Genomic DNA, 25,011 nt, shown 5'->3' with positions numbered 1-25,011 from the left:
ATCTGGTGTAAGGAACGCCCTGCCGTCTACCATAGCCACACCTTATGCATCCTGTTACAGCTGCGCGCGGAAATTTCCGGCAAGGCCGACTAGGGTCAATACTGGGCAACGGGCCAGCGAGCCGCTATGAACATCATCCCTACCGCAATCCCTGAAGTACTGATCATCGAGCCGAAGGTTTTCGGTGACAGCCGTGGTTTTTTCTTCGAGGCATTCAACGCACGCGAGTTCGCACGGCAAACCGGCGTGCGCACCGAGTTCGTGCAGGACAACCACTCGCGCTCCATCAAGGGTGTGCTGCGTGGGCTGCACTACCAGGTGGAAAACACCCAGGGCAAGCTGGTACGGGTGGTGCACGGGGAAATCCGCGATGTCGCCGTGGACGTGCGCAAAAGCTCGCCAACGTTCGGCCAATGGGTCGCCGTGCACCTGTCGGCCGACAACCACCGCCAGCTGTGGATACCCCCCGGTTTCGCCCACGGTTTTGCGGTGGTGAGCGAATCGGCCGAGTTCCTCTACAAGACCACCGACTACTACAACCCGGGCGCCGACCGCTGCATTCGTTGGGACGACCCGCAACTGGCCATCGACTGGGCGCTGCAGCAGCCACCGCTGCTGTCGGACAAGGACAAGGTCGGCCTGCCACTGGCAGAGGCGGAACTGCTGCCTTAACTAGCGCATAATTGCGTCAGACTTTTCTGGCGCATTTACGTGATGATTGCAAAACCCACGCCCCCACGCCGTCCCCGCTGGCGCAGCCTGGCCTTGTTGGCCCTGTGCCTGGCCCCGTTATTGTGGCCCCTGCATCACCTGGCCGAACGCTACTACCAGGAAGAGCTGGCCTCGCAGAACCGCCAGACCCTCGACCTGTACGTCGCCAACCTGCTCGGCACCCTGCACCGTTACGAAACGCTGCCACAGATCCTCGGCGACCTGCCGGCGCTACGTGGCGTGCTGGCCGACCCGTTCCGCCTGGAAGCGGTGACCAACGCCAACCGCCTGCTCAAGGGCATCGTGCAGCAGACCGGTGCCGAGGTGATGTACCTGATGGACGTCAGCGGCAACACCCTGGCCGCGTCCAACTGGGACAAGCACGACAGCTTCGTCGGCCGCAACTTCGCCTTCCGCCCCTACTTCAACGAAGCCATGGCCGGCCACCTGGGCCGCTTCTTCGGCCAGGGCACCACCTCGGCCAAGCGCGGCTACTTCTTTGCTGCAGCCGTGCGGGACCGCGAGCGGATTGTTGGCGTGCTGGTGGTCAAGGTCGACCTCGACCACACCGAAACCCTCTGGGGCCGCACCCCCGAGCAACTGCTGCTGACCGACCACAATGGCGTGGTCATCCTGACGTCGCGGCCCGACTGGCGCTTCCGCTCCACCCGCACACTGACCGAGGCCGAGCGCCAGGCCATCATCGCCATCCAGCCCTACCCGACCCAGGCCCCGCAACCGCTGGTGCTCAACCCGGACGCCTGGATCACCCAGACCCGCGACATCAAGGAAACCGGCTGGCAGGTCAGCATCCTCGCCCCGCGCATGCTGGTCGATCGCTCGGTGCAAACGGTGATGGCCATCGGTGCCGGTACGCTGCTGGTACTGATGCTGCTGGCCGGCCTGGTGATGCAACGGCGGCGCCACTACATCGACCGCATCGACTTCGAAGCCCGTGGCCGTCAGGAGCTGGAAAAGCGTGTGGCAGAACGTACCGCCGACCTTGAAGGCCTGAACACCCGGCTGAAAAATGCCGTGCTGGAACGCGAGAACGCCCAGCAGGAAGCGGTGCGCGCCCAGGACGAGCTGGTGCAGGCCGGCAAGCTGTCAGTACTGGGCACCATGTCGGCCAGCATCAGCCACGAACTCAACCAGCCGCTGGCCGCCATCCGCAGCTACGCGGAAAACGCCGAAATTCTGCTGGACCACCAACGCACCGATGACGCCCGCGGCAACCTCAAGCTGATCGGTGAGCTGACCGGGCGCATGGCCTCGATCATCGCCCACCTGCGCGCCTTCGCGCGCCGCGACCGCCATGCCCCGGAAAGCGTGGCCTTGCAGCCAGCCCTGGACGATGCCCTGGCACTGCTGGCCAAGCGCCGCCGGGCGATGGCCGTGGAGCTGATCCGCGACCTGCCGGAGGCGACCTTGTGGGTACAAGCCGGTGAAACCCGCCTGCGCCAGGTGCTCGGCAACCTGCTGGCCAATGCCCTCGACGCCCTGACCGAAAAGGCCAACCCGCGCCGCTTGTGGCTAAGTGCCGAGCAGCGCGATGACTGCGTCTACCTGTACATCCGCGACAACGGCCCCGGCTTCAGCCGACAGGCCCTGGAGCATGCCAAGGAGCCGTTCTTCACCACCAAGACCCGCACCCAGGGCCTGGGCCTGGGCCTGGCCATCTGCGAAAGCCTGATGCGCGCCCTGGGCGGTGAACTGCTGCTGGCCAACCACCCGGAAGGTGGCGCAGTGCTGACCCTGCAGCTGCGCGTGGCCGCGCCTGGCGCTACTTTGCCCAATTCGGAGGACTCCTCGGCATGACCACCGAGACACTGATCGACAGCCAAGCCCAGGTCATCCTGGTGGACGATGACCCGCACCTGCGCCAGGCGCTGAGCCAGACCCTGGACCTGGCCGGGCTCAAGGTGGTGGCCCTGGCCGACGCCCAAGGCCTGGCCGAGCGTATCGAGGCCGACTGGCCCGGTGTGGTGGTCAGCGACATCCGCATGCCCGGTATCGATGGCCTGCAACTGCTGGAGCAACTGCACGGCCGCGACAGCGAGCTGCCGGTGCTGCTGATTACCGGCCATGGCGATGTGCCGCTGGCGGTGCAGGCGATGCGCGCCGGGGCTTATGACTTCCTGGAAAAACCCTTTGCCACAGACGCCCTGCTCGACAGCGTACGCCGCGCACTGGCCCTGCGCCGCCTGGTGCTGGACAACCGCAGCCTGCGCCTGGCACTGAGCGACCGCCAGCAACTGGCCACCCGCCTGGTCGGCCATTCGCCGTCCATGCTGCGCCTGCGCGAGCAGATCGGCGCCCTGGCCGGCACCCGCGCCGATGTGCTGATCCTGGGTGAAACCGGCGCTGGCAAAGAGGTGGTGGCCCGCGCCCTGCACGACCTGTCCAGCCGCCGCGACGGCCCGTTCGTGGCGATCAACGCCGGCGCGCTGGCAGAGTCAGTGGTGGAAAGCGAGCTGTTCGGCCATGAGCCAGGCGCCTTCACCGGCGCGCAAAAACGCCGTATCGGCAAGTTCGAGTTCGCCAACGGCGGCACGCTGTTCCTCGACGAAATCGAGAGCATGAGCCTGGATGTACAGGTAAAACTGCTGCGCATGTTGCAGGAACGGGTGGTCGAGCGACTCGGCGGCAACCAGCTGATCCCGCTGGATATCCGCATCATTGCCGCGACCAAGGAAGACCTGCGCCAGTCCGCCGACCAAGGGCGCTTCCGTGCCGACCTGTATTACCGCCTGAACGTCGCGCCGCTGCGTATTCCGCCGCTGCGCGAGCGCGGCGATGACATCCTGGTGCTGTTCCAGCACTTCGCCGACGCCGCTAGCCAGCGCCATGGCCTGCCCCCGCACACCTTGCAACCGGCGCAGCGTGCCGTGCTGTTGCGCCACCCCTGGCCAGGCAATGTGCGCGAGCTGCAAAACGCCGCCGAGCGTTTCGCCCTTGGCCTGGAGCTGGCCCTGGACGGCCAGGCGCCGCCGGCGACAGCAGCTGCTGTGCCAGTGCTGAGCGGCAACCTCAGCGAGCAGGTCGAGCAGTTCGAACGCTCGCTGATCGCGGCCGAACTGGCCCAGCCACACAGCTCCATGCGCAGCCTGGCCGAGGCGCTGGGCATCCCCCGCAAGACCCTGCACGACAAGCTGCGCAAGCACAGCTTGAGCTTCGACGGCGGCAGCGGCGGGCATGACGACCAAGAGGACCACCGTTAATGAACACCGATAGCCAGTACCTGCAATCCGTACTGCACAGCGACATCCCCCTGACCCGCGAAATGGGCCTGGAAGTGATCGATTGGCAGCAGCACACCCTGCGCCTGCAACTGCCGCTGGCGGCGAACGTCAACCACAAGAGCACCATGTTTGGCGGCAGCCTCTATTGCGCCGCAGTGCTGGTGGGCTGGGGCTGGCTGCACCTGCGCCTGCGAGCGCTAGGGATCGATGATGGGCACATCGTTATCCAGGAGGGGCAGATCAGTTACCCATTGCCAGTTACCGGCACAGCGGTGGCGCGTTGTGCACCGCCCGACGAAAAGACCTGGGAGCGATTCCTGGCCATGTACCAGCGCCGTGGGCGGGCGCGGTTGACGTTGGAAACCACGGTGAGCAATGCCGGCAGTGACGAGCCTGCGGTGAAATTCAGCGGCCAGTACGTGCTGCACCGCTAATGCGACTAACACGGACTTTGTGGGAGCGGCCTTGTGTCGCGAAAGGGCCGCAAAGCGGCCCCAGGATTTCAGCTTCGCCGCCAGAATTGCTGGGGCCGCTTTGCGGCCCTTTCGCGACACAAGGCCGCTCCCACAGGATCGTGCCAGGCAGTTAGATGAGCTTCAGGAAGGCCTGGCGCCATGCAGCATTGGCGGGCAACGCCAGGAAATATGGATTGAGCAGCGACTCGCGTGGCGGGTACCGGAACGGCAAGCCATCCAGCCCGATCACTTCGCCACCGGCCCCTTCCACCACACCCTGCGCCGCCGCAGTGTCCCACTGCGAAGTCGGCGCCAGGCGCGGATAACAATCGGCACTGCCCTCAGCCAGCAGGCAGAACTTCAACGAACTGCCGATATTGGCCAGCTCCAGCTCACCCACCGCAGCCCCAAGGCCGGCCAACAGCGCTTCCTGCTCCGGGCTGGAATGCCGACGGCTGGCCACCACGGTAAAACGCTCGCCCTGCGCGGGTGCGTTGCGTACCTGGATCGGCCGGGCTGCCTCACCGGCATCTGCACGCCAGGCCCCCATGCCGCGCCCACCAAAATAGCAGCGCCCATTGGTGGGCATCGATACCACGCCAAACACCACCTCGCCGTTTTCGACCAGGGCGATGTTGACCGTGAACTCTTCGCTGCCAGCAATGAACTCCTTGGTGCCGTCCAGCGGGTCGACCAGCCACCAGCGGCTCCAGCCCTGACGCTCGGCCAGCGGAATGTTGCAGTCCTCCTCGGACAGCACCGGAATGTGCGGCGCCAGCGCCAGCAGGCCATCGGCAATCACCCGGTGCGCTGCCAGGTCGGCGGCGGTCACCGGCGAATCGTCGGCCTTGTTGGTCACGGCCACGTCGGCACGCCAGAACGGCAGGATCGCCTCGCCTGCGGTCAGTGCCAGCTTGACCACTTCGTGCATCAATTGCAGGTCGTTCATAGCTGCAGCAGACCCCGCTGGATCATCAGGTCACGGGCCAGGTACAGCGCCGCCAGGGCGCGGCCCTCGGTGAACTGTGGGTGCATGGCCAATGCCGACAACTCGCGCAGGTTGACCTTGTCGACCCGCATCGGCTCTGGCTCATCGCCTTCCAGGCGCTCTTCGTACAGATCGGTGGCCAGCACTACCTGGATCTTCTGGCTCATGTAGCCCGGCGACAGCGACAGCTCGGTCAGGTGCTCCAGCTGGCGTGCGCCAAAACCGGCTTCTTCCTTGAGCTCCCGGTCGGCTGCCGCCAGCACATCCTCGCCCGGCTCGATCAGACCCTTGGGCAACGACAGCTCGTATTCATCGGTGCCGCCGCAGTATTCCTCCACCAGCACGGCATGCTCGGCGTCGAGCATGGCCACGATCATCACCGCGCCGTAGCCGTTACCCCGGCCCACCAAACGCTCGTAGGTACGCTCATTGCCATTGCTGAAGCGCAATTGCACGGCTTCGACGCGGAACAGGCGGCTGCTGGCGACGATTTCGCGGCTGAGGACGGTGGGTTTCTGGCGCATGAGGCGGCTCCTTGGCGTGAACGGGTTACTATACCGTGGCTAGCCGACTGATCGAGAGTTTCCCATGCCTGTTATTCCCTGGTCTGCCATCGATACCGTCCTGCTGGACATGGACGGCACCCTGCTTGACCTGCATTACGACAACCGCTTCTGGCTGGAGCACCTGCCCCAGCGCTATGCCGAGCTGCACGGGGTGAGCCGGACCATGGCGGAAATGGAGCTGCAGCCACTGTTCGAGCGCAATGCCGGCACGCTGAACTGGTATTGCCTGGATTTCTGGAGCCGCGAGCTGCGCCTGCCAATCCGGGAGTTGAAGCAGGAAATCGCCGACCTGATCGCCCTGCGCCCAGACGCCGATACCTTCCTGGCGGCAATCCGCAAGGCGGGAAAACGCGTGGTGATGATCACCAATGCGCACCGCGACTCGCTGTCGCTGAAGCTGGAGCGGGTGGAACTGGCGCCGTATTTCGAACGGCTGATCAGCTCGCACGATTATGGCTACCCGAAGGAAAGCCCGCAGTTTTGGGATGCCTTGCAGGCGGACATCGGTTTTGAGCCGGGGCGCAGCCTGTTTATCGATGACACGCTGGCAATTCTGCGCAGTGCGCGGCGGTTTGGTGTGGGGCACTTGCTGGCGGTGCGCCAGCCGGATAGCCAGGCAGGGCCGCGGGATACCGAAGAGTTTGCGGCGGTCGAGAATTACCGGGAATTATTGGTAGGCCTATGAGGCCCTCTTCGCGGGGAACCCGCTCCCACAGGTACTGCGCCAGCCGTGAGAGGGCGCTCAACCTGTGGGAGCGGGTTCACCCGCGAAGAGGCCGGTACAGGTTTCAGAGATCAGTCAGGAATACGCAGCACCTGCCCCGGGTAGATCTTGTCCGGGTGCGACAGCATCGGCTTGTTGGCCTCGAATATCTTGTTGTACTGGTTGGCGTTGCCATAAACCACGATTGAAATGGCCGATAGCGTGTCGCCCTTTTTCACCGTAACGAACCGGGCCGCCTTCACAACTGGCCCGGTCACGGTGATCTGGTCATCCACGCTGGCTACACCATTGATGTTGCCGGCTGCGAGGATGATCTTCTCCTTCTCTTCCTGGCTGGCCACTTCGCCCTTGAGGGTGATCGTGTCTCCCTCTACCGTGGCGGTGATGTTCGGGTTGCCCAGGCCAACGTCTTGCACGTGTTTTTTCAGCTGCTCCTCGGCATTGGCATTGCCAGGGGTCAGCAGGTCGATCAACTTCTCGCCGGCTTCCTTCACGAAACTGAACAGGCTCATTGCGCTCTCCTTGTTGACGAAACCTCGGACTCACGAGTCTAGGCCAGCTTTTCCACTCCCGCCCCCTGTGCGACCAATCGACACGGTCTATCAAGGCATAGACCCTAGCGATTAGACGCCGCCGGCCCGCAAGCCTAGGCTTGTGCTATCAGAAAGCCGCCGGTATTCAACGCCCCGATGAACAGCAAACCTCCGGTCTGCGCGGCATCATCGCCCTTGTCCATGCCCGCCGCCAGCAACACCTACGATTACGTCCAGCTCAGCGACGCCCAACGCGACAGCACCCCGCTGGCCGAAGAAGTGGCCCTGGCCATTGTCTACAACGGCCTCAACCAGGCGGTGATGCTGGTCAGCCCCACCGACCTGGAAGACTTCGCCGTCGGTTTCAGCGTTGGCAGCGGCATTGTCGAAGGCACTGCAGAAATCTACGACCTGAAGCTTTCCGGCAGCGGCTCGGCAATGTATGCCGACCTGGAAATTTCCAGCCGGGCGTTCTGGAACCTCAAAAATCAGCGCCGCCAGCTGGCCGGCACCAGTGGTTGCGGCCTGTGCGGGGTCGAAGCGCTTGAACAGGCGCTACCGGACCTGCCCGAACTGCCGGGCGCGCCCCTGCCCCCGCCCCAGTGGCTGGTTGGCCTGCGTGAACGCATCGATGCCTTCCAGCCGCTGGGCCAGCATTGCGGGGCGGTGCATGCCGCGCTGTTCATGGACCGCCATGGCGAGCTGCTGCTCGGCCGTGAAGACATCGGCCGGCACAACGCCCTCGACAAGCTGATCGGCGCCCTGCTGCGCCAAGGCATAGACAGCCAGGGCGGCCTGGCCATCGTCACCAGCCGCTGCAGCCTGGAGCTGATCCAGAAAGTACTGCGTGCCGGCATCCAGACCCTGGTCAGCCTGTCGGCGCCCACCGGCCTTGCCCTGCAATGGGCACGCAAGCACAACCTCAACCTCATCCATCTGCCCAAGCACAGCGCACCGCGGGTCTACAGCCCGGCGGCGGAGTCGTAACAGCCGTGACCTCTTACCAGCACCTCCCGGACAACCCCCCAGCCTCCCCCCCTCGCTACAAGCCCTACCACGGCCCCGCCGGTGGCTGGGGCGCGTTGCGCAGCGTGGCCAAGGCCTGGGTCGGCAGCGACAACGCGCTGAAGAACATTCGCGCGCTGCTCAAGACCAACCAGAACGGCGGCTTCGACTGCCCCGGCTGCGCCTGGGGCGATTCGCCGGAAAGCGGCATGGTCAAGTTCTGCGAGAATGGCGCCAAGGCGGTGAACTGGGAGGCGACCAAGCGCCGCGTCGATGCCGCCTTCTTCGCCCGTTACAGCGTCACCTCGCTGCTGCAGCAGAGCGACTACTGGCTGGAGTACCAAGGGCGCCTGACCGAACCGATGGTCTACGACGCGCCCAGCGACCGGTACCTGCCAATCAGCTGGGATGCCGCGTTCGCCCTGATCGCCCGCGAGCTGAACAAGCTGGCCAACCCTGACCAGGCCGAGTTCTATACCTCGGGGCGCGCCAGCAACGAAGCGGCGTACCTGTACCAGTTGTTCGTGCGCGCCTACGGCACCAACAACTTCCCCGACTGCTCGAACATGTGCCACGAGGCCAGTGGCGTGGCCCTCGGGCAAAGCGTCGGGGTTGGCAAGGGCACCGTCACCTTCGACGATTTCGAGCATGCCGACACGATTTTCGTCTGGGGCCAGAACCCCGGCACCAACCACCCGCGCATGCTCGACCCGCTGCGCGATGCGGTGAAGCGTGGCGCCCAGGTGGTGTGCGTAAACCCGCTGAAGGAACGTGGCCTGGAGCGTTTCCAGCACCCGCAGAACCCGCTGGAGATGCTGACCAACAGTGACCGGCCGACCAACACCGCGTTCTTCCGCCCGGCACTGGGCGGCGACATGGCGATGCTGCGCGGCATGGCCAAGTTCGCCCTGCAATGGGAACGCGAAGCCCAGGCCAAAGGCGAACCGGCCGTGTTCGACCATGCTTTCATTGCCGAACATGGCCATGGCGTCGACGAGTACCTGGCAGTGGTAGATGCCACGCCGTGGGAGCACATCCAGGCGCAGTCCGGCCTGGCACTAGCCGACATCGAGCTGGCCGCCCGCATGTACTGCCGCGGCAAGCGGGTGATCATGTGCTGGGCGATGGGCATCACCCAGCACCGCCATTCGGTGCCGACCATCCAGGAAATCGTCAACCTGCAAATGTTGCGCGGCAACATCGGCGCACCCGGCGCCGGCCTGTGCCCGGTGCGTGGCCACAGCAACGTGCAGGGCGACCGCACCATGGGTATCAACGAGCGCCCGCCGGTGGCCCTGCTGGATGCCCTCGAAAAGCGTTTTGGCTTCCCCGTGCCCCGGCACAACGGCCACAACACCGTCGAAGCAATCCACGCCATGCTTGATGGCCGGGCCAAGGTATTCATCGGCCTGGGGGGTAATTTTGCACAGGCCACGCCGGACACCGAGCGTACCGCACAGGCACTGCGCAATTGCGAGCTGACCGTACATATCAGCACCAAGCTCAACCGCAGCCACCTGGTGCACGGCAAGCAGGCGCTGATCCTGCCGTGCCTGGGCCGCACCGACATCGACCTGCAGGCCGACGGGCCACAAGCGGTGACGGTGGAAGACTCGTTCAGCATGGTGCACGCCTCCAACGGCCAGCTGAAGCCACTGTCGACGCAAATGCGCTCGGAACCGGCAGTGGTTGCCGGCATCGCCGCCGCGACCCTGGGCAAGCAACCGGTGGACTGGCACTGGCTGGTGGCCGACTACGACCGCATCCGCGACCTGATCGGCGATACCATCGCCGGCTTCAGCGGTTTCAACCAGCGCCTGCAACACCCAGGCGGCTTCTACCTGGGTAACAGCGCCGCCAGTCGCGAATGGAAGACCAGCACCGGCCGCGCCAACTTCAAGGCCAACCTGCTGCCGGATTCGTTGCTCGATGAGCGCGTGCGCGCCAGTGGCCAGCTGCCGGACCTGATCATGCAGTCGATGCGCTCGCACGATCAGTACAACACCACCATCTACGGCCTGGACGACCGCTACCGAGGCGTGCGCGGCCAGCGCGAGGTGCTGTTCGCCAACGAAGCCGACATCATCCGCCTGGGCTTCCAGCCGGGGCAGAAGGTCGACATCGTGTCGCTGTGGGGGGATGAGCATGTGCGCCGGGTGCAGGGCTTCACCCTGCTGGCCTTCGACATCCCGGCCGGGCAGGCAGCGGCGTATTACCCCGAAGTGAACCCGCTGGTGCCGCTGGAGAGCATTGGCGATGGCAGCCATACGCCGACATCCAAGTTCATTGCCATCAAACTGGAGCGGGCGCAGGACGACGGGCGTATCCTGTAGAAACGAAAAAGCCCTGTTCCATGGCGGTTCAGGGCTTTGTCATAAAGGTCTCAGACAGCCGAAAATCGATAAAGTTTCACAGCAAATACAGTAACTTAGCGAATTGTGTACAACTCGTGTTACTCGTCGGATTTCCGTTGCCAGCCGCGCCGCTTAGCCTCAAATTCGCCTCGTCATCCCTATGAGGCTCTCTTGATGAAGAAGTACTCCTCGATTTTGTTGTTGTCTTTCAGCTTGCTCAGCGGCGTTGCCATGGCAGGCGGCAATACCGAGGCCGGCATTGGCGGCGCATTGGGTGGGGTACTCGGCTCCGTAGTGGGCAACTCCATCGGTGGTAGCACGGGCGGTGCCATTGGTGCCGGTCTGGGCGGCGCAGCCGGCGGTGCCCTGGGTGCCGACAAGCGCCAGCGTGGCGAGGCCGCTATCGGCGGCGCGCTGGGCGCTGCAGGCGGTAACGTGGTCGGTCGCTCGGTGGGCGGCACCACCGGTAGCTACATTGGTGCGGCAGCCGGCGGTGGTGCCGGTGGCGCCCTGGGTAACTACATGGGCAACAAGGCCGACGAAGACGAGCGCCATGATGATCGCCGCTACCGTCGCGACTACGACGACCGTCGCCACTACGACCGTGGTCGCCACTACGGCCACCGCAAGCACAAGCGCCACTGGCGCGACTGATGCCTGAGGGCCTCGCCCCGGCAGCAAAAGCCCCGCCCCTTTCGGCGGGGCTTTTTTATGCCTGCTGTTCCAGTACCAGGCCAGACAGGATGATTTGCAGCGGATCAGGCAACACCACAGGACGACCACTGGCCCGTTCGATGAACACCTGCACCACCGTACCTGCCGCACACGCCTCCGGCTCGCCCGGGCGGAACAGCGCCAGGCGGTACTCCACCGTACTACCCGCCAGGCGCGTCACCCCCAAGCCCACTTCGAGAACGTCGGGGAACCCGGGCAGCGCGAAGAAATCCGCCGCCGAACTGACCACGAATGCCGCCAGCTCGCCGTCACGCAGGTCCACCTCGGCCTGTTCGACAAGGAAGGCCTGGATAGCCGTTTCGAAAAAACCATGCACGGTCGCTCCGGCGATATGGCCGTTGACGTCGTTGTCCGAAGGGCGGGTGAGGATGGGGTGGAAGTGGTTGAAGGCACTGCGCTGAGGGGATTCGGTCATCTGTCTGGCTCTTGTCTTCGCAAATGATGCTGACAGTGAAACAGAAATTCCAGATTTCCGCTGCCTGAGCCGCCCTCTTCGCGGGTAAACCCGCTCCCACAGGAATCGCCGCGAAGAGGCCAGCTCAGGATTCGTTCAAAAAAAAGCCGCCCCAAAGGGCGGCTTTCTTGTCGCGCTGGGCTCAGCTTACAGCTGCGGGCCAGCGGCCTTGATGGCGTCGGAAACTTCGAACTTCTTGAAGTTTTCGATGAACAGCTTGGCCAGGCCTTTGGCAGCCTCGTCGTAGGCAGCTTTGTCAGCCCAGTTGGTGCGCGGGTTGAGCAGCTCGGTTTCAACGCCCGGGACAACTTTTGGCACGTCCAGGTTGATGATGTCCAGGTGCTCGGTTTCGGCACCGACCAGCGCGCCGCTCTGGATCGCAGCGATCACCGCACGGGTGGTCGGGATGCTGAAGCGCTTGCCAACGCCGTAGCCACCGCCGGTCCAGCCGGTGTTGACCAGGTAGACCTTGGAGTTGAAGCCATTGATACGCTTGATCAGCAGCTCGGCGTACTCGCCAGCCGGGCGCGGGAAGAACGGTGCGCCGAAGCAGGTGGAGAAGGTCGACTTGATGCCGCCGCCCGAACCCATTTCGGTAGAACCAACCAGCGCGGTGTAACCGGACAGGAAGTGGTAGGCCGCTTGCTCGTTGTTCAGGATCGAAACCGGAGGTAGAACACCGGTCAGGTCGCAGGTCAGGAAGATGACCGCGTTAGGCTCGCCGCCCAGGTTCGCTTCGGAACGCTTGGCAACGTGCTCCAGCGGGTAGGCTGCACGGCTGTTCTGGGTCAGGCTGACATCGGTGTAGTCGGCGTGCTTGTTGGCGTCGAGAACGACGTTTTCCAGCACAGCGCCGTGCTTGATGGCTTTCCAGATGACCGGCTCGTTCTTCTCGGACAGGTCGATGCACTTGGCGTAGCAGCCGCCTTCCATGTTGAAGACAACGCCTTCGCCCCAGCCGTGCTCGTCGTCACCGATCAGGTAACGGCTTTCGTCGGCCGACAGGGTGGTCTTGCCGGTGCCGGACAGGCCGAAGAACAGGGTCACATCGCCTTCTTCGCCGATGTTGGCCGCGCAGTGCATTGGCAGTACGTCGGCCGCCGGCAGCAGGAAGTTCTGCACCGAGAACATGGCTTTCTTCATTTCGCCGGCGTAACGCATGCCAGCGATCAGTACCTTCTTGGCGGCGAAGTTGATGATCACGCAACCGTCGGAATTGGTGCCGTCACGCTCAGGCTCGCACACGAAGTTGGCAACGTTGAGCACCTGCCACTGGTCGCGGCCAGCCGGGTTGAACTGCTCCGGGTTGATGAACAGGCAACGGCCGAACAGGTTCTGCCAGGCAGTCTGGGTGGTCATCTTCACCGGCAGGTAGTGCTCGGCGGCTGCCCCTACGTGAACGTAGGAAACGAAGTGATCCTGGGCGTTGTTGAACGCCTCGACGCGGTCCCACAGGGCATCGAACTTGTCGGCCGGGAACTTGCGGTTGATCGGGCCCCAGGAAATGGCGTCCTGGGTGGAAGGTTCTTCGACGATGAAACGGTCAGCCGGCGAACGGCCTGTACGGTGACCAGTCTCAACGACCAGTGCGCCAGTATCGGCTAGTACGCCTTCACCGCGTTGCAGCGCTTCTTTTACCAGCTCATCGACGCTCAGGTCGGTGTACACGGTGTTGTTGGCTTGCGTCATGAGATACCCCATCCGGCCCGAGGCCGAGTGCTCCAAACGTTTTGTAGTTGTCTTGAAAAAACTACTACAGCGAAAAAAGTGGCCGGATTATGCCAGAAACGCCCAAAAAAAGTAGGCCCCTCCTGTCGTAACCGCGCTTTTGCGCAATTCGACAGGAGATTTCCCTGCAATTAAACGTTTCAGTGGCGAGTTTCTGAGGCGGTGTCTGTACCGCCACCGGCAAACAGTTGCGCCACATCGCTTGCATCGAAGAAATAGCGCTCGTTGCAGAACTGGCAGTCGATCTCCACCTGGCCGCCGCACTCTTGCACCAGTGCCTTGGCGTCATGCTCGCCCAGGCTCACCAGCGCATTACCGGAGCGTTCGCGCGAGCAGCTGCAATTGAAGCGCAACGGCTGAATGTCGAACAGGCGCACGGCATCTTCGTGGTACAGGCGGTGCAGCAGGGTTTCGTTACCCTCGGCCCATTCTTCAGGCTTGAGGGTCTTGGCCAGGGCGATGACGTGCTGCCAGCTGTCTTCACGCTCTTCGTCGTCAGGCTGGCGATCACGCGGCAGTTGCTGCAGCAGCAGGCCACGGGCCTTGCCGTTTTCGGCGTTGAGCCAGAAGCGGGTATTGAGCTGTTGCGACTGGACGAAGTAGTTGGTGAAGCACTCCGACAGGTTGGCGCCGTCGAGGTCCACGGTACCCTGGTAGCGCTGGCCCTTGACCGGGTCGATGGTCAGGGTCAGGTGGCCGTCGGGCATCAACTGCGCCAGCGTGGCGTCAGCGGCGATCTGATCGGCCTCGTAGCGCGCCACGCCACGGATGTCGCGATCGCCCGAGCATTCCACCATCAACAGCGGGATCGGCCCTTCGGAGCGCGCCTGCAGAATCAGCAGGCCATCGAACTTCAACGCCCCCACCAGCAAGGCGGTGGCAGCCATCAGTTCGCCGAGCAGCGCCTGCACCGGCTGTGGGTATTCATGACGCGCCAGCACCGCGGCATAGCTGTCATCGAGAGACACCCACTCGCCGCGCACATCGCGCTCGTCGAAGATGAAACGTTGAGTGAAATCGGTATCAGGCAAATCGCTCATAGGTTTTGGCTATCTAAAAAATGATGACAAAATGGTTACAGCGGTTGTCGAAAACCTTCGAAAACCCGTGACAGAGCGCTCACAAGGCGCTCCGATTCCTGTTTGCAATAGAGGTATTTTATGGACAATCGACCACTGTTCCAAGCAAGGTGGTCCTTGGGGCCATTGGCAGCCTGCACGCTGCTTCCCATCGCTCTACTGTGTTTCTGGTTATGGCCTTTTGGCCAGATCCTGTGCCTGACTTTCGACGAATGGCTGTTCCACAGCCTGAATGCGCCGCTGGCCGACAACACCACCTGGCGCTACATCTGGACCGTCGGCAGCCTGCGCCCGTTCGACATCATCGTTGGCCTGATCCTTCTGGCAGTGCTTATCCGTGGTGACTGGGTGTTCAAGGCAGCTCAGGTTCGCCAGGCCTTTTTCGGCTTTCTGGTCACGCTACTCCTCTTAGTGGTGATTCGCGCGCTGTTTTCCAAGTGGGTGGATGCAGCTGGCTGGCAGCACAAGAGCCCGTCGATGATCTTCGACGACGTGGTGCACCTCAGCGACTACTACCCGAACCTGGAGGCGGCCTGGGAGCTCAAGGACCGATCCAGCAAGAGTTTCCCGGGGGATCACGCTTCGGTGCTGCTGATCTGGGCGCTGTTCATGAGCGTATTCAGCCGCCGACTGGTGCAGTTCCTGGTGATCTGGGGGCTGGCGGTGCTGTTCATGCTGCCGCGCCTGGTGGCCGGCGCCCACTGGGGGCAGGATGACTACATTGGCGGGTTGCTGATGGCGGTGCTGGCGTTGGGGTGGAGCTATTACACGCCGCTGGCGGCCAAGGGCAGTGAGGCGTTGATGCGCTGGACGGCGCCGTTGTTCAGGATTGCGGCCAATCTACCGCTGGTCGGACGATTAGCGATTATCCGCTAGATCTCTGGGGCCGCTGCGCAGCCCATCCGACCGGTCCGGCGCCCCGGAAAGGCCGCTCCCACAAAGCTCTGTGGGAGCTGGCTTGCCGGCGATGGGCCGCAAAGCGGCCCCGGCTATTCAAAGCTCCCATGCAACTGGTGAATCTGCCGCCGCTGCTTCTTGGTCGGCCGCCCATCGGTAGTCACCCCCATCGCCCCGGCCTTACGCATTTCGGCCGCCTGCTCCCGGCGGCGCACGCTTTCTTCGGTTTCCTCGTACAGCGTTTGCGCTTCTGGCGCCCCACGCCGCACCACCGACAACGCCTTCACCACCACGGTGCGTTCATCGAACCCGGTGCGCAGCAAAAATTCGTCGCCCACCCGTGGCTCCTTGCCCGGTTTGCAACGCTCGCCCCGGCAATGCACCTTGCCGCTCTCGATCGCCGCCTTGGCCAGCGCCCGCGTCTTGTAGAAACGCGCCGCCCACAGCCACTTGTCCAGGCGAACCTTGTCGTCGTCTTCGGCTTTTTGTGCCATCCCGTTACCTCGGATTCTGTCTTTCATCGAACTGTACTACCTTCACATACGGATGCAAAAAGTCCCCGCCATGCTTACAGTTCACCACCTTACTCGCAGGGTGCGCTTCGTGAAGACATTTGACCATTTGACTGTGATCGGCCTGCGTGAGTGGATAGCCCTGCCCGACCTTGGTGTCGCCGGGCTGCGCGCCAAGATCGACACCGGCGCCAGCACCTCAAGCCTGCACGCTACCGAGGTGGAACCGTTCGAGCGCGACGGCCAGCCGTGGGTCCGTTTCACCGCGCACCTGGGCTCGGTGGTGCAGTTGCGTCACCGGCGTTGCGAGGCGCCGCTGGTCACCATGAAAACCATCAAGAGCTCCAACGGCCACGCCCAGACCCGCTATGTCATCCGCACGTCACTGGCGCTGGGCGATGGTGTGTGGGAGGTGGAGTTCACCCTGGCCTGTCGCAAGAACATGCGCTACCGCCTGCTGCTCGGTTCCAAGGCCTTGATCCAGGGCCAGCTGGTGGTGAACCCCGGCTTGAAGTACGTCCAAGATAAACCGGCCTTTCCGGCCACCCTTTCCCCTGTCACAGGTGCTGCATGAAGATCGCTGTGCTGTCGCGCAATCCGCGTCTGTATTCCACCCGCCGCCTGGTCGAAGCCGGTACCCAGCGTGGCCACGAAATGGTGGTGATCGACACCCTGCGGGCCTATATGAACATTGCCAGCCACAAGCCGCAGATCCACTACCGCGGCAAGCCGCTGGAGGGCTTCGATGCTGTGATCCCGCGCATCGGGGCTTCGGTCACCTTTTACGGCTGCGCGGTGCTGCGCCAGTTCGAAATGATGGGCGTGTACCCGCTCAACGAATCGGTCGCCATTGCCCGCTCGCGCGACAAACTGCGCTCGCTGCAATTGCTGTCGCGCCGTGGTATCGGCCTGCCCATTACCGGCTTTGCCCACTCACCGGACGACATCCCCGACCTGATCCAGATGGTCAATGGCGCCCCGCTGGTGATCAAGGTGCTGGAGGGTACCCAGGGCATCGGCGTAGTGCTGTGCGAAACCACCCAGGCGGCCGAGTCGGTGATTGAGGCGTTCATGGGCCTGAAGCAGAACATCATGGTTCAGGAGTACATCAAGGAGGCCGGCGGCGCCGACATTCGCTGCTTCGTGGTGGGAGACAAGGTGATTGCCTCGATGAAGCGCCAGGCCAAGCCGGGCGAGTTCCGCTCCAACCTGCACCGGGGGGGCGTCGCCAGCCTGATCAAGATCACCCCGGAAGAGCGGATTACCGCCATTCGTGCGGCCAAGGTGATGGGGTTGAGCGTGGCGGGTGTTGATATCCTGCGGTCCAACCATGGGCCGTTGGTGATGGAGGTGAACTCATCGCCGGGGCTGGAGGGGATCGAGGTGACCACTGGCAAGAACGTGGCCGGCATGATCATCGAGCACCTTGAGAAGAACGGCGGGCCTAATCAGACCCGGACCAAGGGCAAGGGCTGATTCAAGCCTGTACCGGCCCTATCGCCGGCAAGCCAGCTCCCACAGGATTACCACAACCTCCAGGCTTGTAGATTACCTGTGGGAGCTGGCTTGCCGGCGATAGGGCCGGTGCGGTCAACCAGATTCATACAGCATTACGCGGCAGCAAAAGCCCCAACGGCAACCGCACCCGCGCCTCGATCCCGCCACCGGACCGGTTACGCAGCTCCACATTCCCGCCATGCTGGGCCGCGATGCGCTTGACGATCGCCAACCCCAGGCCGGTGCCCTTGCCGCCCCGTGCACGGTCCCCACGAATGAACGGGTTGAAGATGGTCTCCAGCTCCGATTCGTCGATCCCGGTGCCACGGTCAAGCACGCTCAGCACCACGTATGGCGCACTCTCGTCTCCCGACACATAGGCAGCCACTTCCACGCCCTTGCCGGCATGGTGCAGGGCGTTGCCGATCAGGTTGCCCAGCATGCGCTTGAGCGAAACACGGCGCAGCGGGAACGGCGGGATTGGCTCCAGGCACAGGCGCACACGTTCTTTCGGCTGGTTGTACGGGGCCACCACTTCACGCACCAGTTCAGCCAGGTCGACCTCTTCCACCGGCTCGTCGCGGCCATCGCGGATGAACGCCAGGAACTGATCGAGGATCGCATCCATGTCCTCGATATCGCGGACCATGTCGTCACTCAGGTCGCTGTCGCTGTCCAGCAATGACAACGACAGGCGCAGGCGCGTCAACGGTGTGCGCAGGTCGTGGGAAACCCCGGCCAGCATCAGCTCGCGCTCGCGCCCGGCCTGTTCGACATCTTCGGCCATCTGGTTGAAGGCCTTGTACACCTCGGTCATCTCGCTGGGTGTATCGCTGATCGGCAGGCGCACGCTGCGCCCCTGGCCCAGCTGACGAGCGGCGAATACCAGGCGCTTGAGCGGCTGGTTCAACTGGCGCACAAAGATCCAGGCAGAGGCTGTGGACAACAGGCCGATAGCCAGGAACCAACCCAGCACGTTCCAGATCTTCTGCCCACGCAGCGGGTGCGGGTACAGCGGCACTTTCAGCCAGCCCGGGCCCAGGCTTGGCGCATTGACCCACAACGCCGGTGGCGCATGAATACGCAGCCGCACCTCGGTGTCTTCGCCCAGCTCCGCCTGCATCTGCCGTTGGTAGATTTCGCTGTAGGGCCAATGCTGCTCGCCCTCGGGCACACCCGAGCCGGTCACGCGGATAAGGCCCGCCGCCTCGGCAATCTTGTCGCGGTTTTCTTCGTCGGCAGCCCAATAGGCGCGCAAGGTCAGCGCCACACCGTGGCTGTACTGACGGTCGACCAGTACGTCCTCGTTCATCAGCAGGTAGACCAGGGTCAAGGCCTTGCTGAACAGGACGACGATCAACACCAGCCACAGGGTGCGGGCGAAGAAACTCTGCGGAAACCAGAGCGGCGTTTTCATGGACGACGCGGCATCATTTACCTGCGTTTCCGTCTGGCACGAACACGTAGCCCACGCCCCAGACGGTCTGGATGTAACGCGGCTTGGACGGGTCCGGCTCGATCATGCGGCGCAGGCGCGAGATCTGCACGTCGATGGAGCGTTCCAGTGCATCCCACTCACGGCCACGGGCCAGGTTCATCAGCTTGTCGCGGGTCAGCGGCTCGCGGGCGTGCATCACCAGGGCCTTGAGCACGGCGAACTCGCCGGTGGTGAGCATGTGCACTTCATCGCCACGCTTGAGTTCGCGGGTGGCCAGAGACAGCTCGTAGTCGCCGAAGGTGACCGATTCGTCCTCACTGCCCGGCGCACCCGGCACGGCGGGGGCCTGACGGCGCAACACAGCCTTGACGCGGGCCATCAGCTCGTCCGGGTTGAACGGCTTGCCCAGGTAGTCGTCAGCGCCCAGTTCCAGGCCCTTGATACGGCTCAGCTCGTCGCCCTTGGCGGTGAGCATGATGATCGGGATCTGGTTGTTCTGCTGGCGCAGGCGCTTGCACGCGGACAGGCCATCCTCGCCCGGCAGCATCAGGTCGAGCACCACCAGGTTGAACACCTCGCGCTGCAGCAGGCGGTCCATCTGCTCGGTGTTGGGCACCGCGCGGGCACGGTAGCCCTTGCTGGTGAAGAAACGTTCCAGCAGGCTGCTAAGCCCCGGATCGTCGTCGACGATGAGAATCTTGTCACCTTCAGCGGTGTTTGCGGTGCCGGTCATGAATAACTCCTCTGATTTCGCCGCGCATTATGGCGTAGCCATTGCTGCACGTTGCGTGAGCATTGTTAGCAGATTTTTCCCCCGGCGCCAGTTCCAGCTGGCTGGGCGCCATCACCGCAAGCCGATTGCGATGGGTATAATGCGCGGCTTTCATCCAGCGCCGCCGGGCGAAAAGCCCACAGGCGACCCCCGTATTCACAAATGTCAGGTGGTTTACATGGACAGCATCAACAGCCGTATCGCCGAGGAACTGGGCGTACGCCCCCAGCAGGTCGAGGCGGCCGTGGGCCTGTTGGACGAAGGCTCGACCGTGCCCTTCATCGCCCGGTACCGCAAGGAAGTGACCGGTAGCCTGGACGACACCCAGCTGCGCCATCTGGAAGAGCGCCTGCGCTACCTGCGCGAACTCGACGACCGTCGCGCCAGCATCCTGGCCAGCATCGAGGAGCAGGGCAAGCTGACCCCGGAACTGGCCCGCGAAATCAAGCTGGCCGACACCAAGACCCGCCTCGAAGACCTGTACCTGCCGTACAAGCAGAAGCGCCGCACCAAGGGCCAGATCGCCCTGGAAGCCGGCCTGGGCGACCTGGCCGACGGCCTGTTCAACGACCCCAACCTGGCCCCGGAAAGCGAAGCCGCACGCTTCGTAAACGCCGAAAAAGGCGTAGCCGACGTCAAGGCCGCGCTGGAAGGTGCCAAATACATCCTCATGGAGCGCTTCGCCGAAGACGCCGCCCTGCTCGACAAGCTGCGCAGCTTCCTCAAGCAGGAAGCCGTGCTCAGTGCCCGTGTGGTGGCCGGCAAGGAAGAAGAAGGCGCCAAGTTCCGCGACTACTTTGCGCACGACGAACTGCTGCGCAACGCCCCGTCGCACCGTGCCCTGGCGATCTTCCGCGGGCGCAACGAAGGCGTGCTGAGCGCCTCGCTGAAAGTGGGCGAAGAACTGCCTGGCACCCTGCACCCGTGCGAAGTGATGATCGGCAACCATGTCGGCGTTGAAAACCGCAGCCGCCCGGCCGACAAATGGCTGGGCGAGGTGGTGCGCTGGACCTGGAAGGTCAAGCTGTACACCCACCTGGAAACCGACCTGTTCGGCGAACTGCGCGACAACGCCGAAGGCGAGGCGATCAACGTGTTCGCCCACAACCTGCACGACCTGCTGCTGGCCGCCCCGGCCGGCCCGCGCGCCACCCTGGGCTTCGACCCGGGCCTGCGCACCGGTTGCAAGATCGCCGTGGTCGATGCCACCGGCAAGCTGCTGGACTACACCACGGTGTACCCGCACGCGCCAAAGAATGACTGGGACCGCACCATTTCCATCATGGCCGCACTGTGCGCCAAGCACTCGGTGGAACTGATCGCCATCGGCAACGGCACCGCCAGCCGCGAGAGCGACAAGCTGGTGGCCGAACTGGTCAAAAAATACCCAGCGCTGAAAATTACCAAGATCATGGTCTCCGAGGCCGGTGCGTCGGTGTACTCGGCATCGGAACTGGCCGCCCGCGAGTTCCCGGACCTGGACGTGTCGATCCGTGGCGCCGTGTCGATCGCCCGCCGCCTGCAGGACCCGCTGGCCGAGCTGGTGAAGATCGACCCGAAATCCATCGGCGTCGGCCAGTACCAGCACGACGTTTCCCAGCTGAAACTGGCGCGTGGCCTGGACGCCGTGGTCGAGGACTGCGTGAACGCCGTGGGCGTGGACGTGAACACCGCCTCGGTGGCACTGCTGACCCGTATCTCGGGCCTCAACGCCACGCTGGCACAGAACATCGTCGCCCATCGCGATGCCAACGGCCCGTTCGCCACCCGTGCAGCACTGAAGAAGGTCAGCCGCCTGGGTGAAAAAACCTTCGAACAAGCCGCCGGCTTCCTGCGTGTGATGAACGGCGACAACCCGCTGGACGCCTCCGCAGTACACCCGGAGGCCTACCCGCTGGTGCAGCGCATCGCCGCCGGCACCGACCGCGACATCCGCTCGCTGATCGGTGACAGCAGCTTCCTCAAGCGCCTGGACCCGAAGAAGTTCACCGACGAGTCCTTCGGCCTGCCGACCGTCACCGACATCCTGCAAGAGCTGGACAAGCCTGGCCGCGACCCACGCCCCGAGTTCAAGACCGCCACCTTCCAGGACGGCGTCGAAGACCTCAAGGACCTGGAGCCCGGCATGATCCTGGAAGGCGTGGTGACCAACGTCACCAACTTTGGCGCCTTCGTCGACATCGGCGTGCACCAGGACGGCCTGGTGCACATCTCGGCACTGTCGGAAAAGTTCATCAAGGACCCGCGCGAAGCGGTCAAGGCCGGCGACGTGGTCAAGGTCAAGGTCATGGAAGTGGACATCCCGCGCAAGCGCGTCGGCCTGTCCATGCGCATGGGCGACACCCCGGGCGAGAAGGTCGAAGGCAACCGCGGTGGCAACCGTGGCAATGGCGGCAACCGCCAGCAGCAGCCCCAACGCCCGCGTGAAACTGCCACTGCCGCACCGGCCAACAATGCCATGGCCTCGCTGTTCGCCAACGCCAAGCAGTTGAAGAAGAAGTGATGGACGTACCCCGCGAATACGTCGAAAGCGCCTTCAGCCAGCTGCTGGGCTGCCGCCTGCAACGCCTGGATTCGGGTGTTGCCGAGGTGGCCCTGGCCCTCGAGCCGCACTTGCGCAACCGTGGCCAGAAGCTGCACGGCGGGGCGATCTTCAGCCTGGTGGACATCGCCATGGGCCTGGCCTGCTCGGCCAGCCATGGCTTTGACCAGCAAAGTGTCACCATCGAGTGCAAGATCAACTACATGCGCGCCGTCAGCGACGGCGAAGTGCTGTGCACCGCCCGTGTGCTGCACGCCGGGCGGCGTACCCTGGTGGTCGACGCCGACGTAGTCCAGGGCGACAAGCTGGTGGCTAAAGCGCAAGGAACCTTCGCGGTTCTCTAGCTCACCAAGCAGTATCTGCGGTATTTTCAGCAGTGCGCTGGCACTGCTGGAACCGCGTAAACCAGGCGACAACGCCAGTTCCTTTCTTCCTACCCTTGTAGACCGTTATCTCTACCCCCATATTGGGGCGACTGACGCGTGAAGGAATACATCTTGAGCGAACTCCTCAACCGCCGCCTGAGCCTGCTCGGCGCCAATCTTCCCCTGCTCAAGCAGTGCCTGCACGGTATTGAGCGCGAATGCCTGCGCGTGACCGACGAAGGTCGCCTGGCCCAGACCCCACACCCGGAAGCTCTGGGGTCGGCGCTGACCAACGAGCAGATCACCACCGATTATTCCGAGTCGTTGCTGGAGTTCATCACCCCAGCGCTGGCCGACCCGGCCAAGGTGCTCGAAAGCCTCGAAGAGACCCACCGTTTCGTCTACACCAAGCTGGGCAAAGAATACCTGTGGAGCCCGTCGATGCCGTGCACGCTGCCGGCCGAGGAGGACATCCCGATCGCCGAGTACGGCAGCTCGAACATCGGCAAGCTCAAGCACGTCTACCGCAAGGGCCTGGCCCTGCGCTACGGCCGCACCATGCAGTGCATTGCCGGTATCCATTACAACTTCTCGCTGCCCGAAGCCCTGTGGCCGCTGCTGCGCGAAGCCGAAGGCAGCACGCAAGACAACCGCGACTACCAGTCGTCGGCCTACATCGCGCTGATCCGCAACTTCCGCCGCTACAGCTGGCTGCTGATGTACCTGTTCGGTGCGTCGCCGGCGCTGGACAAAGGCTTCCTGCGTGGCCGCCCGCACCAGCTCGAAGAGCTGGACGCCGAAACCCTGTTCCTGCCCTACGCCACCAGCCTGCGCATGAGCGACCTGGGCTACCAGAGCAACGCCCAGGCCGGCCTGACGCCTTGCTACAACAACCTGGCCAGCTACACCGACAGCCTGCGCAAGGCCGTGGGCACGCCCTACCCGCCTTATGTTGAAGTCGGTACGCACGTGGACGGCGAATGGGTGCAACTGAACACCAACATCCTGCAGATCGAGAACGAGTACTACTCCAACATCCGCCCCAAGCGCGTCACCTACACCGGCGAGCGGCCGATCCAGGCCCTGACCTCGCGTGGCGTGCAGTATGTGGAAGTGCGTTGCCTGGACATCAACCCGTTCCTGCCGGTAGGTATCGACCTGACCGAGGCGCGCTTTCTCGACGCGTTCCTGCTGTTCTGCGCCCTGGAAGACAGCCCGCAGCTGGACAACGGCGAGTGCGGCCAGTGCACCGACAACTTCCTGACCGTGGTCAAGGAAGGTCGACGCCCGGGCCTGGAGCTGCACCGCAATGGCCAGCCGATCAGCCTGAAAGACTGGGCCGGCGAACTGATCGAGCGTATCCGCCAATTGGCCAATCTGCTCGACCAGGCGCAAGGCTCTGATGAGCACGCCAAGGCCCTGGATGCCCAGCAGGCCAAGGTCGACGACACCTCGCTGACCCCGTCGGCCCAGGTGCTGGCACGCATGACCGAGCATGACGAAAGCTTCGTCCAGTTCTCGCTGCGCCAGAGCCGTGTCCACGCCGAAACGTTCCGCGAGCAACCCCTAAGCCACGAAAAACAGCAGGCATTCGAAACGCTGGCCCGCGAATCGCTCGCCAAGCAGTCCGAGCTGGAGCAAGACGAAGTCGGCGACTTCGACCTGTTCGTCGGCGCCTATCAGGCCAGCATCCTGGCAATCAGCAACTGATGAACCGCACCGCCACCCCGCGCAAGCCGCGCGCCAGCAGCCAGGCCAGGATCGAGGCGATCCTGGCGGCTGCACGCGAGCTGCTGGCCGAACAAGGGGTGGCGGCACTTTCCATCTACAGCGTGGCCGAGCGGGCGCAGATTCCACCGTCGTCGGTGTATCACTTTTTCGCCAGCGTGCCGGCCTTGCTGGAAGCGCTGACGGCCGATGTACACCGGGCGTTTCGCGAAGCCCTGAGCGCACCGATCGACAGCAGCGCGTTCAGCACCTGGCACGAACTGTCACGCCTGATCGAAGAACGCATGCTTGATATCTATAACGAGGATGCGGCGGCGCGGCAGCTGATTCTGGCGCAGCATGGCCTGAGCGAGGTGGTGCAGGCCGATCGGCAGCACGACATGGAACTGGGCGACTTGATGCACAAGTTGTTCGACCAGCATTTTCACCTGCCGGTGATGCCGCTGGATGTGGATGTGTTCGCCCTGGCCATGGAACTGAGCGACCGGGTATATGCGCGGTCGGTGCAGTTGCACGAGGCGATCACCCCGCGCATGGCCGAAGAAGGCAAGCGGGTGTTCGAGGCGTATCTGGGGTTATACCTGCCGCCGTTTCTGGCCAAGCGTCAGCCTTGAAGGCCTCATCGCCGGCAAGCCAGCTCCCACAGGTACACCACAATGCTTGAGCCTGTGCAGTACCTGTGGGAG

24 protein-coding genes are annotated in these 25,011 nt (G+C 63.7%); 15 read left to right on the top strand and 9 right to left on the bottom strand.

Translation table 11 applies throughout. The annotated features are described in order from the left end of the window. Positions 1 to 126 precede the first annotated feature (126 nt). The 4 genes from rfbC to ACN6NG_RS01140 are packed head-to-tail and all read left to right on the top strand — an operon-like array spanning position 127 to position 4,387. The gene (gene rfbC, locus ACN6NG_RS01155) at positions 127 to 672 is read left to right on the top strand and encodes a dTDP-4-dehydrorhamnose 3,5-epimerase (RefSeq protein ID WP_132842836.1); all 546 of its coding nucleotides are present in this window, start codon (positions 127 to 129) and stop codon (positions 670 to 672) included. 42 nt (positions 673 to 714) lie between these two features. Beyond that, positions 715 to 2,529, top strand: coding sequence for a sensor histidine kinase (locus ACN6NG_RS01150; RefSeq protein ID WP_474312788.1), 1,815 nt, complete (start codon positions 715 to 717; stop codon positions 2,527 to 2,529). Then, positions 2,526 to 3,932 carry a sigma-54-dependent transcriptional regulator gene (locus ACN6NG_RS01145; protein ID WP_016497572.1) on the top strand — a complete coding sequence of 469 codons (1,407 nt, stop codon included), beginning with the start codon at positions 2,526 to 2,528 and terminating at the stop codon, positions 3,930 to 3,932. Before ACN6NG_RS01150 ends, ACN6NG_RS01145 begins: the two co-directional genes overlap by 4 nt. After that, on the top strand, positions 3,932 to 4,387 hold the full coding sequence (locus ACN6NG_RS01140) for a thioesterase domain-containing protein (protein ID WP_474312786.1): 456 nt from the start codon (positions 3,932 to 3,934) through the stop codon (positions 4,385 to 4,387). Before ACN6NG_RS01145 ends, ACN6NG_RS01140 begins: the two co-directional genes overlap by 1 nt. A gap of 151 nt (positions 4,388 to 4,538) precedes the next feature. On the opposite strand, the gene cysQ is transcribed toward ACN6NG_RS01140, so the two are convergent. Together cysQ and nudE are read right to left on the bottom strand one after the other, a co-directional pair. Then, entirely contained in the window at positions 4,539 to 5,357 is an 819-nt protein-coding gene (gene cysQ, locus ACN6NG_RS01135; protein ID WP_063423227.1) for a 3'(2'),5'-bisphosphate nucleotidase CysQ, read from the bottom strand. Then, positions 5,354 to 5,920, bottom strand: coding sequence for an ADP compounds hydrolase NudE (nudE, locus tag ACN6NG_RS01130; RefSeq protein WP_063423226.1), 567 nt, complete (start codon positions 5,918 to 5,920; stop codon positions 5,354 to 5,356). Before nudE ends, cysQ begins: the two co-directional genes overlap by 4 nt. 64 nt (positions 5,921 to 5,984) lie before the next feature. On the opposite strand from nudE, the gene yrfG reads away from it, so the two are divergent. Then, a complete protein-coding gene (gene yrfG, locus ACN6NG_RS01125) occupies positions 5,985 to 6,647 on the top strand; it encodes a GMP/IMP nucleotidase (RefSeq protein WP_063423225.1) in 663 nt (220 codons plus the stop codon). A gap of 110 nt (positions 6,648 to 6,757) precedes the next feature. On the opposite strand, the gene lysM is transcribed toward yrfG, so the two are convergent. Further along, a complete protein-coding gene (gene lysM, locus ACN6NG_RS01120) occupies positions 6,758 to 7,198 on the bottom strand; it encodes a peptidoglycan-binding protein LysM (RefSeq protein ID WP_174371286.1) in 441 nt (146 codons plus the stop codon). 177 nt (positions 7,199 to 7,375) lie between these two features. Between lysM and fdhD the strand changes: the two genes are divergently transcribed. The 3 genes from fdhD to ACN6NG_RS01105 all read left to right on the top strand — a co-directional run bounded on the left by fdhD (position 7,376) and on the right by ACN6NG_RS01105 (position 11,232). After that, positions 7,376 to 8,206: a formate dehydrogenase accessory sulfurtransferase FdhD gene (gene fdhD / locus ACN6NG_RS01115; protein ID WP_041167489.1), complete on the top strand. Its 831-nt coding sequence runs from the start codon at positions 7,376 to 7,378 to the stop codon at positions 8,204 to 8,206. A gap of 5 nt (positions 8,207 to 8,211) precedes the next feature. Next, a complete protein-coding gene (locus ACN6NG_RS01110) occupies positions 8,212 to 10,557 on the top strand; it encodes an FdhF/YdeP family oxidoreductase (protein WP_474312783.1) in 2,346 nt (781 codons plus the stop codon). Positions 10,558 to 10,752: 195 nt separating this feature from the next. Then, the gene (locus ACN6NG_RS01105; protein WP_016497564.1) at positions 10,753 to 11,232 is read left to right on the top strand and encodes a glycine zipper domain-containing protein; all 480 of its coding nucleotides are present in this window, start codon (positions 10,753 to 10,755) and stop codon (positions 11,230 to 11,232) included. Positions 11,233 to 11,287: 55 nt separating this feature from the next. Here ACN6NG_RS01105 and ACN6NG_RS01100 read toward each other — a convergent pair whose 3' ends face one another. The 3 genes from ACN6NG_RS01100 to hslO form a co-directional block, all read right to left on the bottom strand. Then, a complete protein-coding gene (locus tag ACN6NG_RS01100) occupies positions 11,288 to 11,728 on the bottom strand; it encodes an acyl-CoA thioesterase (RefSeq protein ID WP_474312780.1) in 441 nt (146 codons plus the stop codon). Positions 11,729 to 11,914: 186 nt separating this feature from the next. After that, a complete protein-coding gene (locus ACN6NG_RS01095; protein WP_063423222.1) occupies positions 11,915 to 13,456 on the bottom strand; it encodes a phosphoenolpyruvate carboxykinase in 1,542 nt (513 codons plus the stop codon). Between the two features lie 179 nt (positions 13,457 to 13,635). Further along, a complete protein-coding gene (gene hslO / locus ACN6NG_RS01090; protein ID WP_063423221.1) occupies positions 13,636 to 14,535 on the bottom strand; it encodes an Hsp33 family molecular chaperone HslO in 900 nt (299 codons plus the stop codon). 120 nt (positions 14,536 to 14,655) lie between these two features. Here hslO and ACN6NG_RS01085 point away from each other — a divergent pair, with 120 nt between their 5' ends. Next, positions 14,656 to 15,450 carry a phosphatase PAP2 family protein gene (locus ACN6NG_RS01085; protein ID WP_063423220.1) on the top strand — a complete coding sequence of 265 codons (795 nt, stop codon included), beginning with the start codon at positions 14,656 to 14,658 and terminating at the stop codon, positions 15,448 to 15,450. Between the two features lie 113 nt (positions 15,451 to 15,563). Here the strand turns inward: ACN6NG_RS01085 and ACN6NG_RS01080 are convergent, their stop codons facing one another. Next, entirely contained in the window at positions 15,564 to 15,965 is a 402-nt protein-coding gene (locus ACN6NG_RS01080) for an RNA-binding S4 domain-containing protein (RefSeq protein WP_016497557.1), read from the bottom strand. Between the two features lie 109 nt (positions 15,966 to 16,074). Here ACN6NG_RS01080 and rimB point away from each other — a divergent pair, with 109 nt between their 5' ends. Both rimB and rimK read left to right on the top strand, forming a co-directional pair. Then, the gene (gene rimB, locus ACN6NG_RS01075; RefSeq protein WP_016497556.1) at positions 16,075 to 16,557 is read left to right on the top strand and encodes a retropepsin-like aspartic endopeptidase RimB; all 483 of its coding nucleotides are present in this window, start codon (positions 16,075 to 16,077) and stop codon (positions 16,555 to 16,557) included. Then, positions 16,554 to 17,459 carry a 30S ribosomal protein S6--L-glutamate ligase gene (rimK, locus tag ACN6NG_RS01070; RefSeq protein ID WP_012316721.1) on the top strand — a complete coding sequence of 302 codons (906 nt, stop codon included), beginning with the start codon at positions 16,554 to 16,556 and terminating at the stop codon, positions 17,457 to 17,459. Before rimB ends, rimK begins: the two co-directional genes overlap by 4 nt. A gap of 124 nt (positions 17,460 to 17,583) precedes the next feature. Here rimK and ACN6NG_RS01065 read toward each other — a convergent pair whose 3' ends face one another. Both ACN6NG_RS01065 and ompR read right to left on the bottom strand, forming a co-directional pair. Beyond that, positions 17,584 to 18,897, bottom strand: a complete 1,314-nt coding sequence (locus ACN6NG_RS01065) for an ATP-binding protein (protein WP_059394994.1) — start codon at positions 18,895 to 18,897, stop codon at positions 17,584 to 17,586. A gap of 13 nt (positions 18,898 to 18,910) precedes the next feature. After that, entirely contained in the window at positions 18,911 to 19,651 is a 741-nt protein-coding gene (ompR, locus tag ACN6NG_RS01060) for an osmolarity response regulator transcription factor OmpR (RefSeq protein ID WP_016484407.1), read from the bottom strand. 217 nt (positions 19,652 to 19,868) lie between these two features. Here ompR and ACN6NG_RS01055 point away from each other — a divergent pair, with 217 nt between their 5' ends. The 4 genes from ACN6NG_RS01055 to ACN6NG_RS01040 all read left to right on the top strand — a co-directional run bounded on the left by ACN6NG_RS01055 (position 19,869) and on the right by ACN6NG_RS01040 (position 24,939). After that, positions 19,869 to 22,193 (top strand): Tex family protein, encoded by a 2,325-nt coding sequence (locus ACN6NG_RS01055; protein ID WP_063423219.1) that lies wholly within the window; start codon positions 19,869 to 19,871, stop codon positions 22,191 to 22,193. Further along, entirely contained in the window at positions 22,193 to 22,576 is a 384-nt protein-coding gene (locus tag ACN6NG_RS01050; RefSeq protein WP_063423218.1) for a PaaI family thioesterase, read from the top strand. The genes ACN6NG_RS01055 and ACN6NG_RS01050 overlap by 1 nt, the downstream gene beginning before the upstream one ends. 153 nt (positions 22,577 to 22,729) lie before the next feature. After that, entirely contained in the window at positions 22,730 to 24,307 is a 1,578-nt protein-coding gene (gene gshA, locus ACN6NG_RS01045) for a glutamate--cysteine ligase (protein ID WP_474312775.1), read from the top strand. Further along, positions 24,307 to 24,939 carry a TetR/AcrR family transcriptional regulator gene (locus ACN6NG_RS01040; protein WP_063423216.1) on the top strand — a complete coding sequence of 211 codons (633 nt, stop codon included), beginning with the start codon at positions 24,307 to 24,309 and terminating at the stop codon, positions 24,937 to 24,939. The genes gshA and ACN6NG_RS01040 overlap by 1 nt, the downstream gene beginning before the upstream one ends. Positions 24,940 to 25,011: the final 72 nt, after the last annotated feature.

It is taken from the genome of Pseudomonas sp. TSO6 (genome assembly GCF_056098905.1).
This window is presented reverse-complemented; position numbering and strand designations above follow the sequence as displayed.

Excerpts from the sequence above, each read along its gene's own strand:
- rfbC (WP_132842836.1), top strand. The coding sequence starts at position 127 with ATGAACATCATCCCTACCGCAATCCCTGAAGTACTGATCATCGAGCCG.
- ACN6NG_RS01150 (WP_474312788.1), top strand. The coding sequence starts at position 715 with ATGATTGCAAAACCCACGCCCCCACGCCGTCCCCGCTGGCGCAGCCTG.
- ACN6NG_RS01145 (WP_016497572.1), top strand. The coding sequence starts at position 2,526 with ATGACCACCGAGACACTGATCGACAGCCAAGCCCAGGTCATCCTGGTG.
- ACN6NG_RS01140 (WP_474312786.1), top strand. The coding sequence starts at position 3,932 with ATGAACACCGATAGCCAGTACCTGCAATCCGTACTGCACAGCGACATC.
- cysQ (WP_063423227.1), bottom strand. The coding sequence starts at position 5,357 with ATGAACGACCTGCAATTGATGCACGAAGTGGTCAAGCTGGCACTGACC.
- nudE (WP_063423226.1), bottom strand. The coding sequence starts at position 5,920 with ATGCGCCAGAAACCCACCGTCCTCAGCCGCGAAATCGTCGCCAGCAGC.
- yrfG (WP_063423225.1), top strand. The coding sequence starts at position 5,985 with ATGCCTGTTATTCCCTGGTCTGCCATCGATACCGTCCTGCTGGACATG.
- lysM (WP_174371286.1), bottom strand. The coding sequence starts at position 7,198 with ATGAGCCTGTTCAGTTTCGTGAAGGAAGCCGGCGAGAAGTTGATCGAC.
- fdhD (WP_041167489.1), top strand. The coding sequence starts at position 7,376 with ATGAACAGCAAACCTCCGGTCTGCGCGGCATCATCGCCCTTGTCCATG.
- ACN6NG_RS01105 (WP_016497564.1), top strand. The coding sequence starts at position 10,753 with ATGAAGAAGTACTCCTCGATTTTGTTGTTGTCTTTCAGCTTGCTCAGC.
- ACN6NG_RS01100 (WP_474312780.1), bottom strand. The coding sequence starts at position 11,728 with ATGACCGAATCCCCTCAGCGCAGTGCCTTCAACCACTTCCACCCCATC.
- ACN6NG_RS01095 (WP_063423222.1), bottom strand. The coding sequence starts at position 13,456 with ATGACGCAAGCCAACAACACCGTGTACACCGACCTGAGCGTCGATGAG.
- hslO (WP_063423221.1), bottom strand. The coding sequence starts at position 14,535 with ATGAGCGATTTGCCTGATACCGATTTCACTCAACGTTTCATCTTCGAC.
- ACN6NG_RS01085 (WP_063423220.1), top strand. The coding sequence starts at position 14,656 with ATGGACAATCGACCACTGTTCCAAGCAAGGTGGTCCTTGGGGCCATTG.
- ACN6NG_RS01080 (WP_016497557.1), bottom strand. The coding sequence starts at position 15,965 with ATGGCACAAAAAGCCGAAGACGACGACAAGGTTCGCCTGGACAAGTGG.
- rimK (WP_012316721.1), top strand. The coding sequence starts at position 16,554 with ATGAAGATCGCTGTGCTGTCGCGCAATCCGCGTCTGTATTCCACCCGC.
- ACN6NG_RS01065 (WP_059394994.1), bottom strand. The coding sequence starts at position 18,897 with ATGAAAACGCCGCTCTGGTTTCCGCAGAGTTTCTTCGCCCGCACCCTG.
- ompR (WP_016484407.1), bottom strand. The coding sequence starts at position 19,651 with ATGACCGGCACCGCAAACACCGCTGAAGGTGACAAGATTCTCATCGTC.
- ACN6NG_RS01055 (WP_063423219.1), top strand. The coding sequence starts at position 19,869 with ATGGACAGCATCAACAGCCGTATCGCCGAGGAACTGGGCGTACGCCCC.
- ACN6NG_RS01050 (WP_063423218.1), top strand. The coding sequence starts at position 22,193 with ATGGACGTACCCCGCGAATACGTCGAAAGCGCCTTCAGCCAGCTGCTG.
- ACN6NG_RS01040 (WP_063423216.1), top strand. The coding sequence starts at position 24,307 with ATGAACCGCACCGCCACCCCGCGCAAGCCGCGCGCCAGCAGCCAGGCC.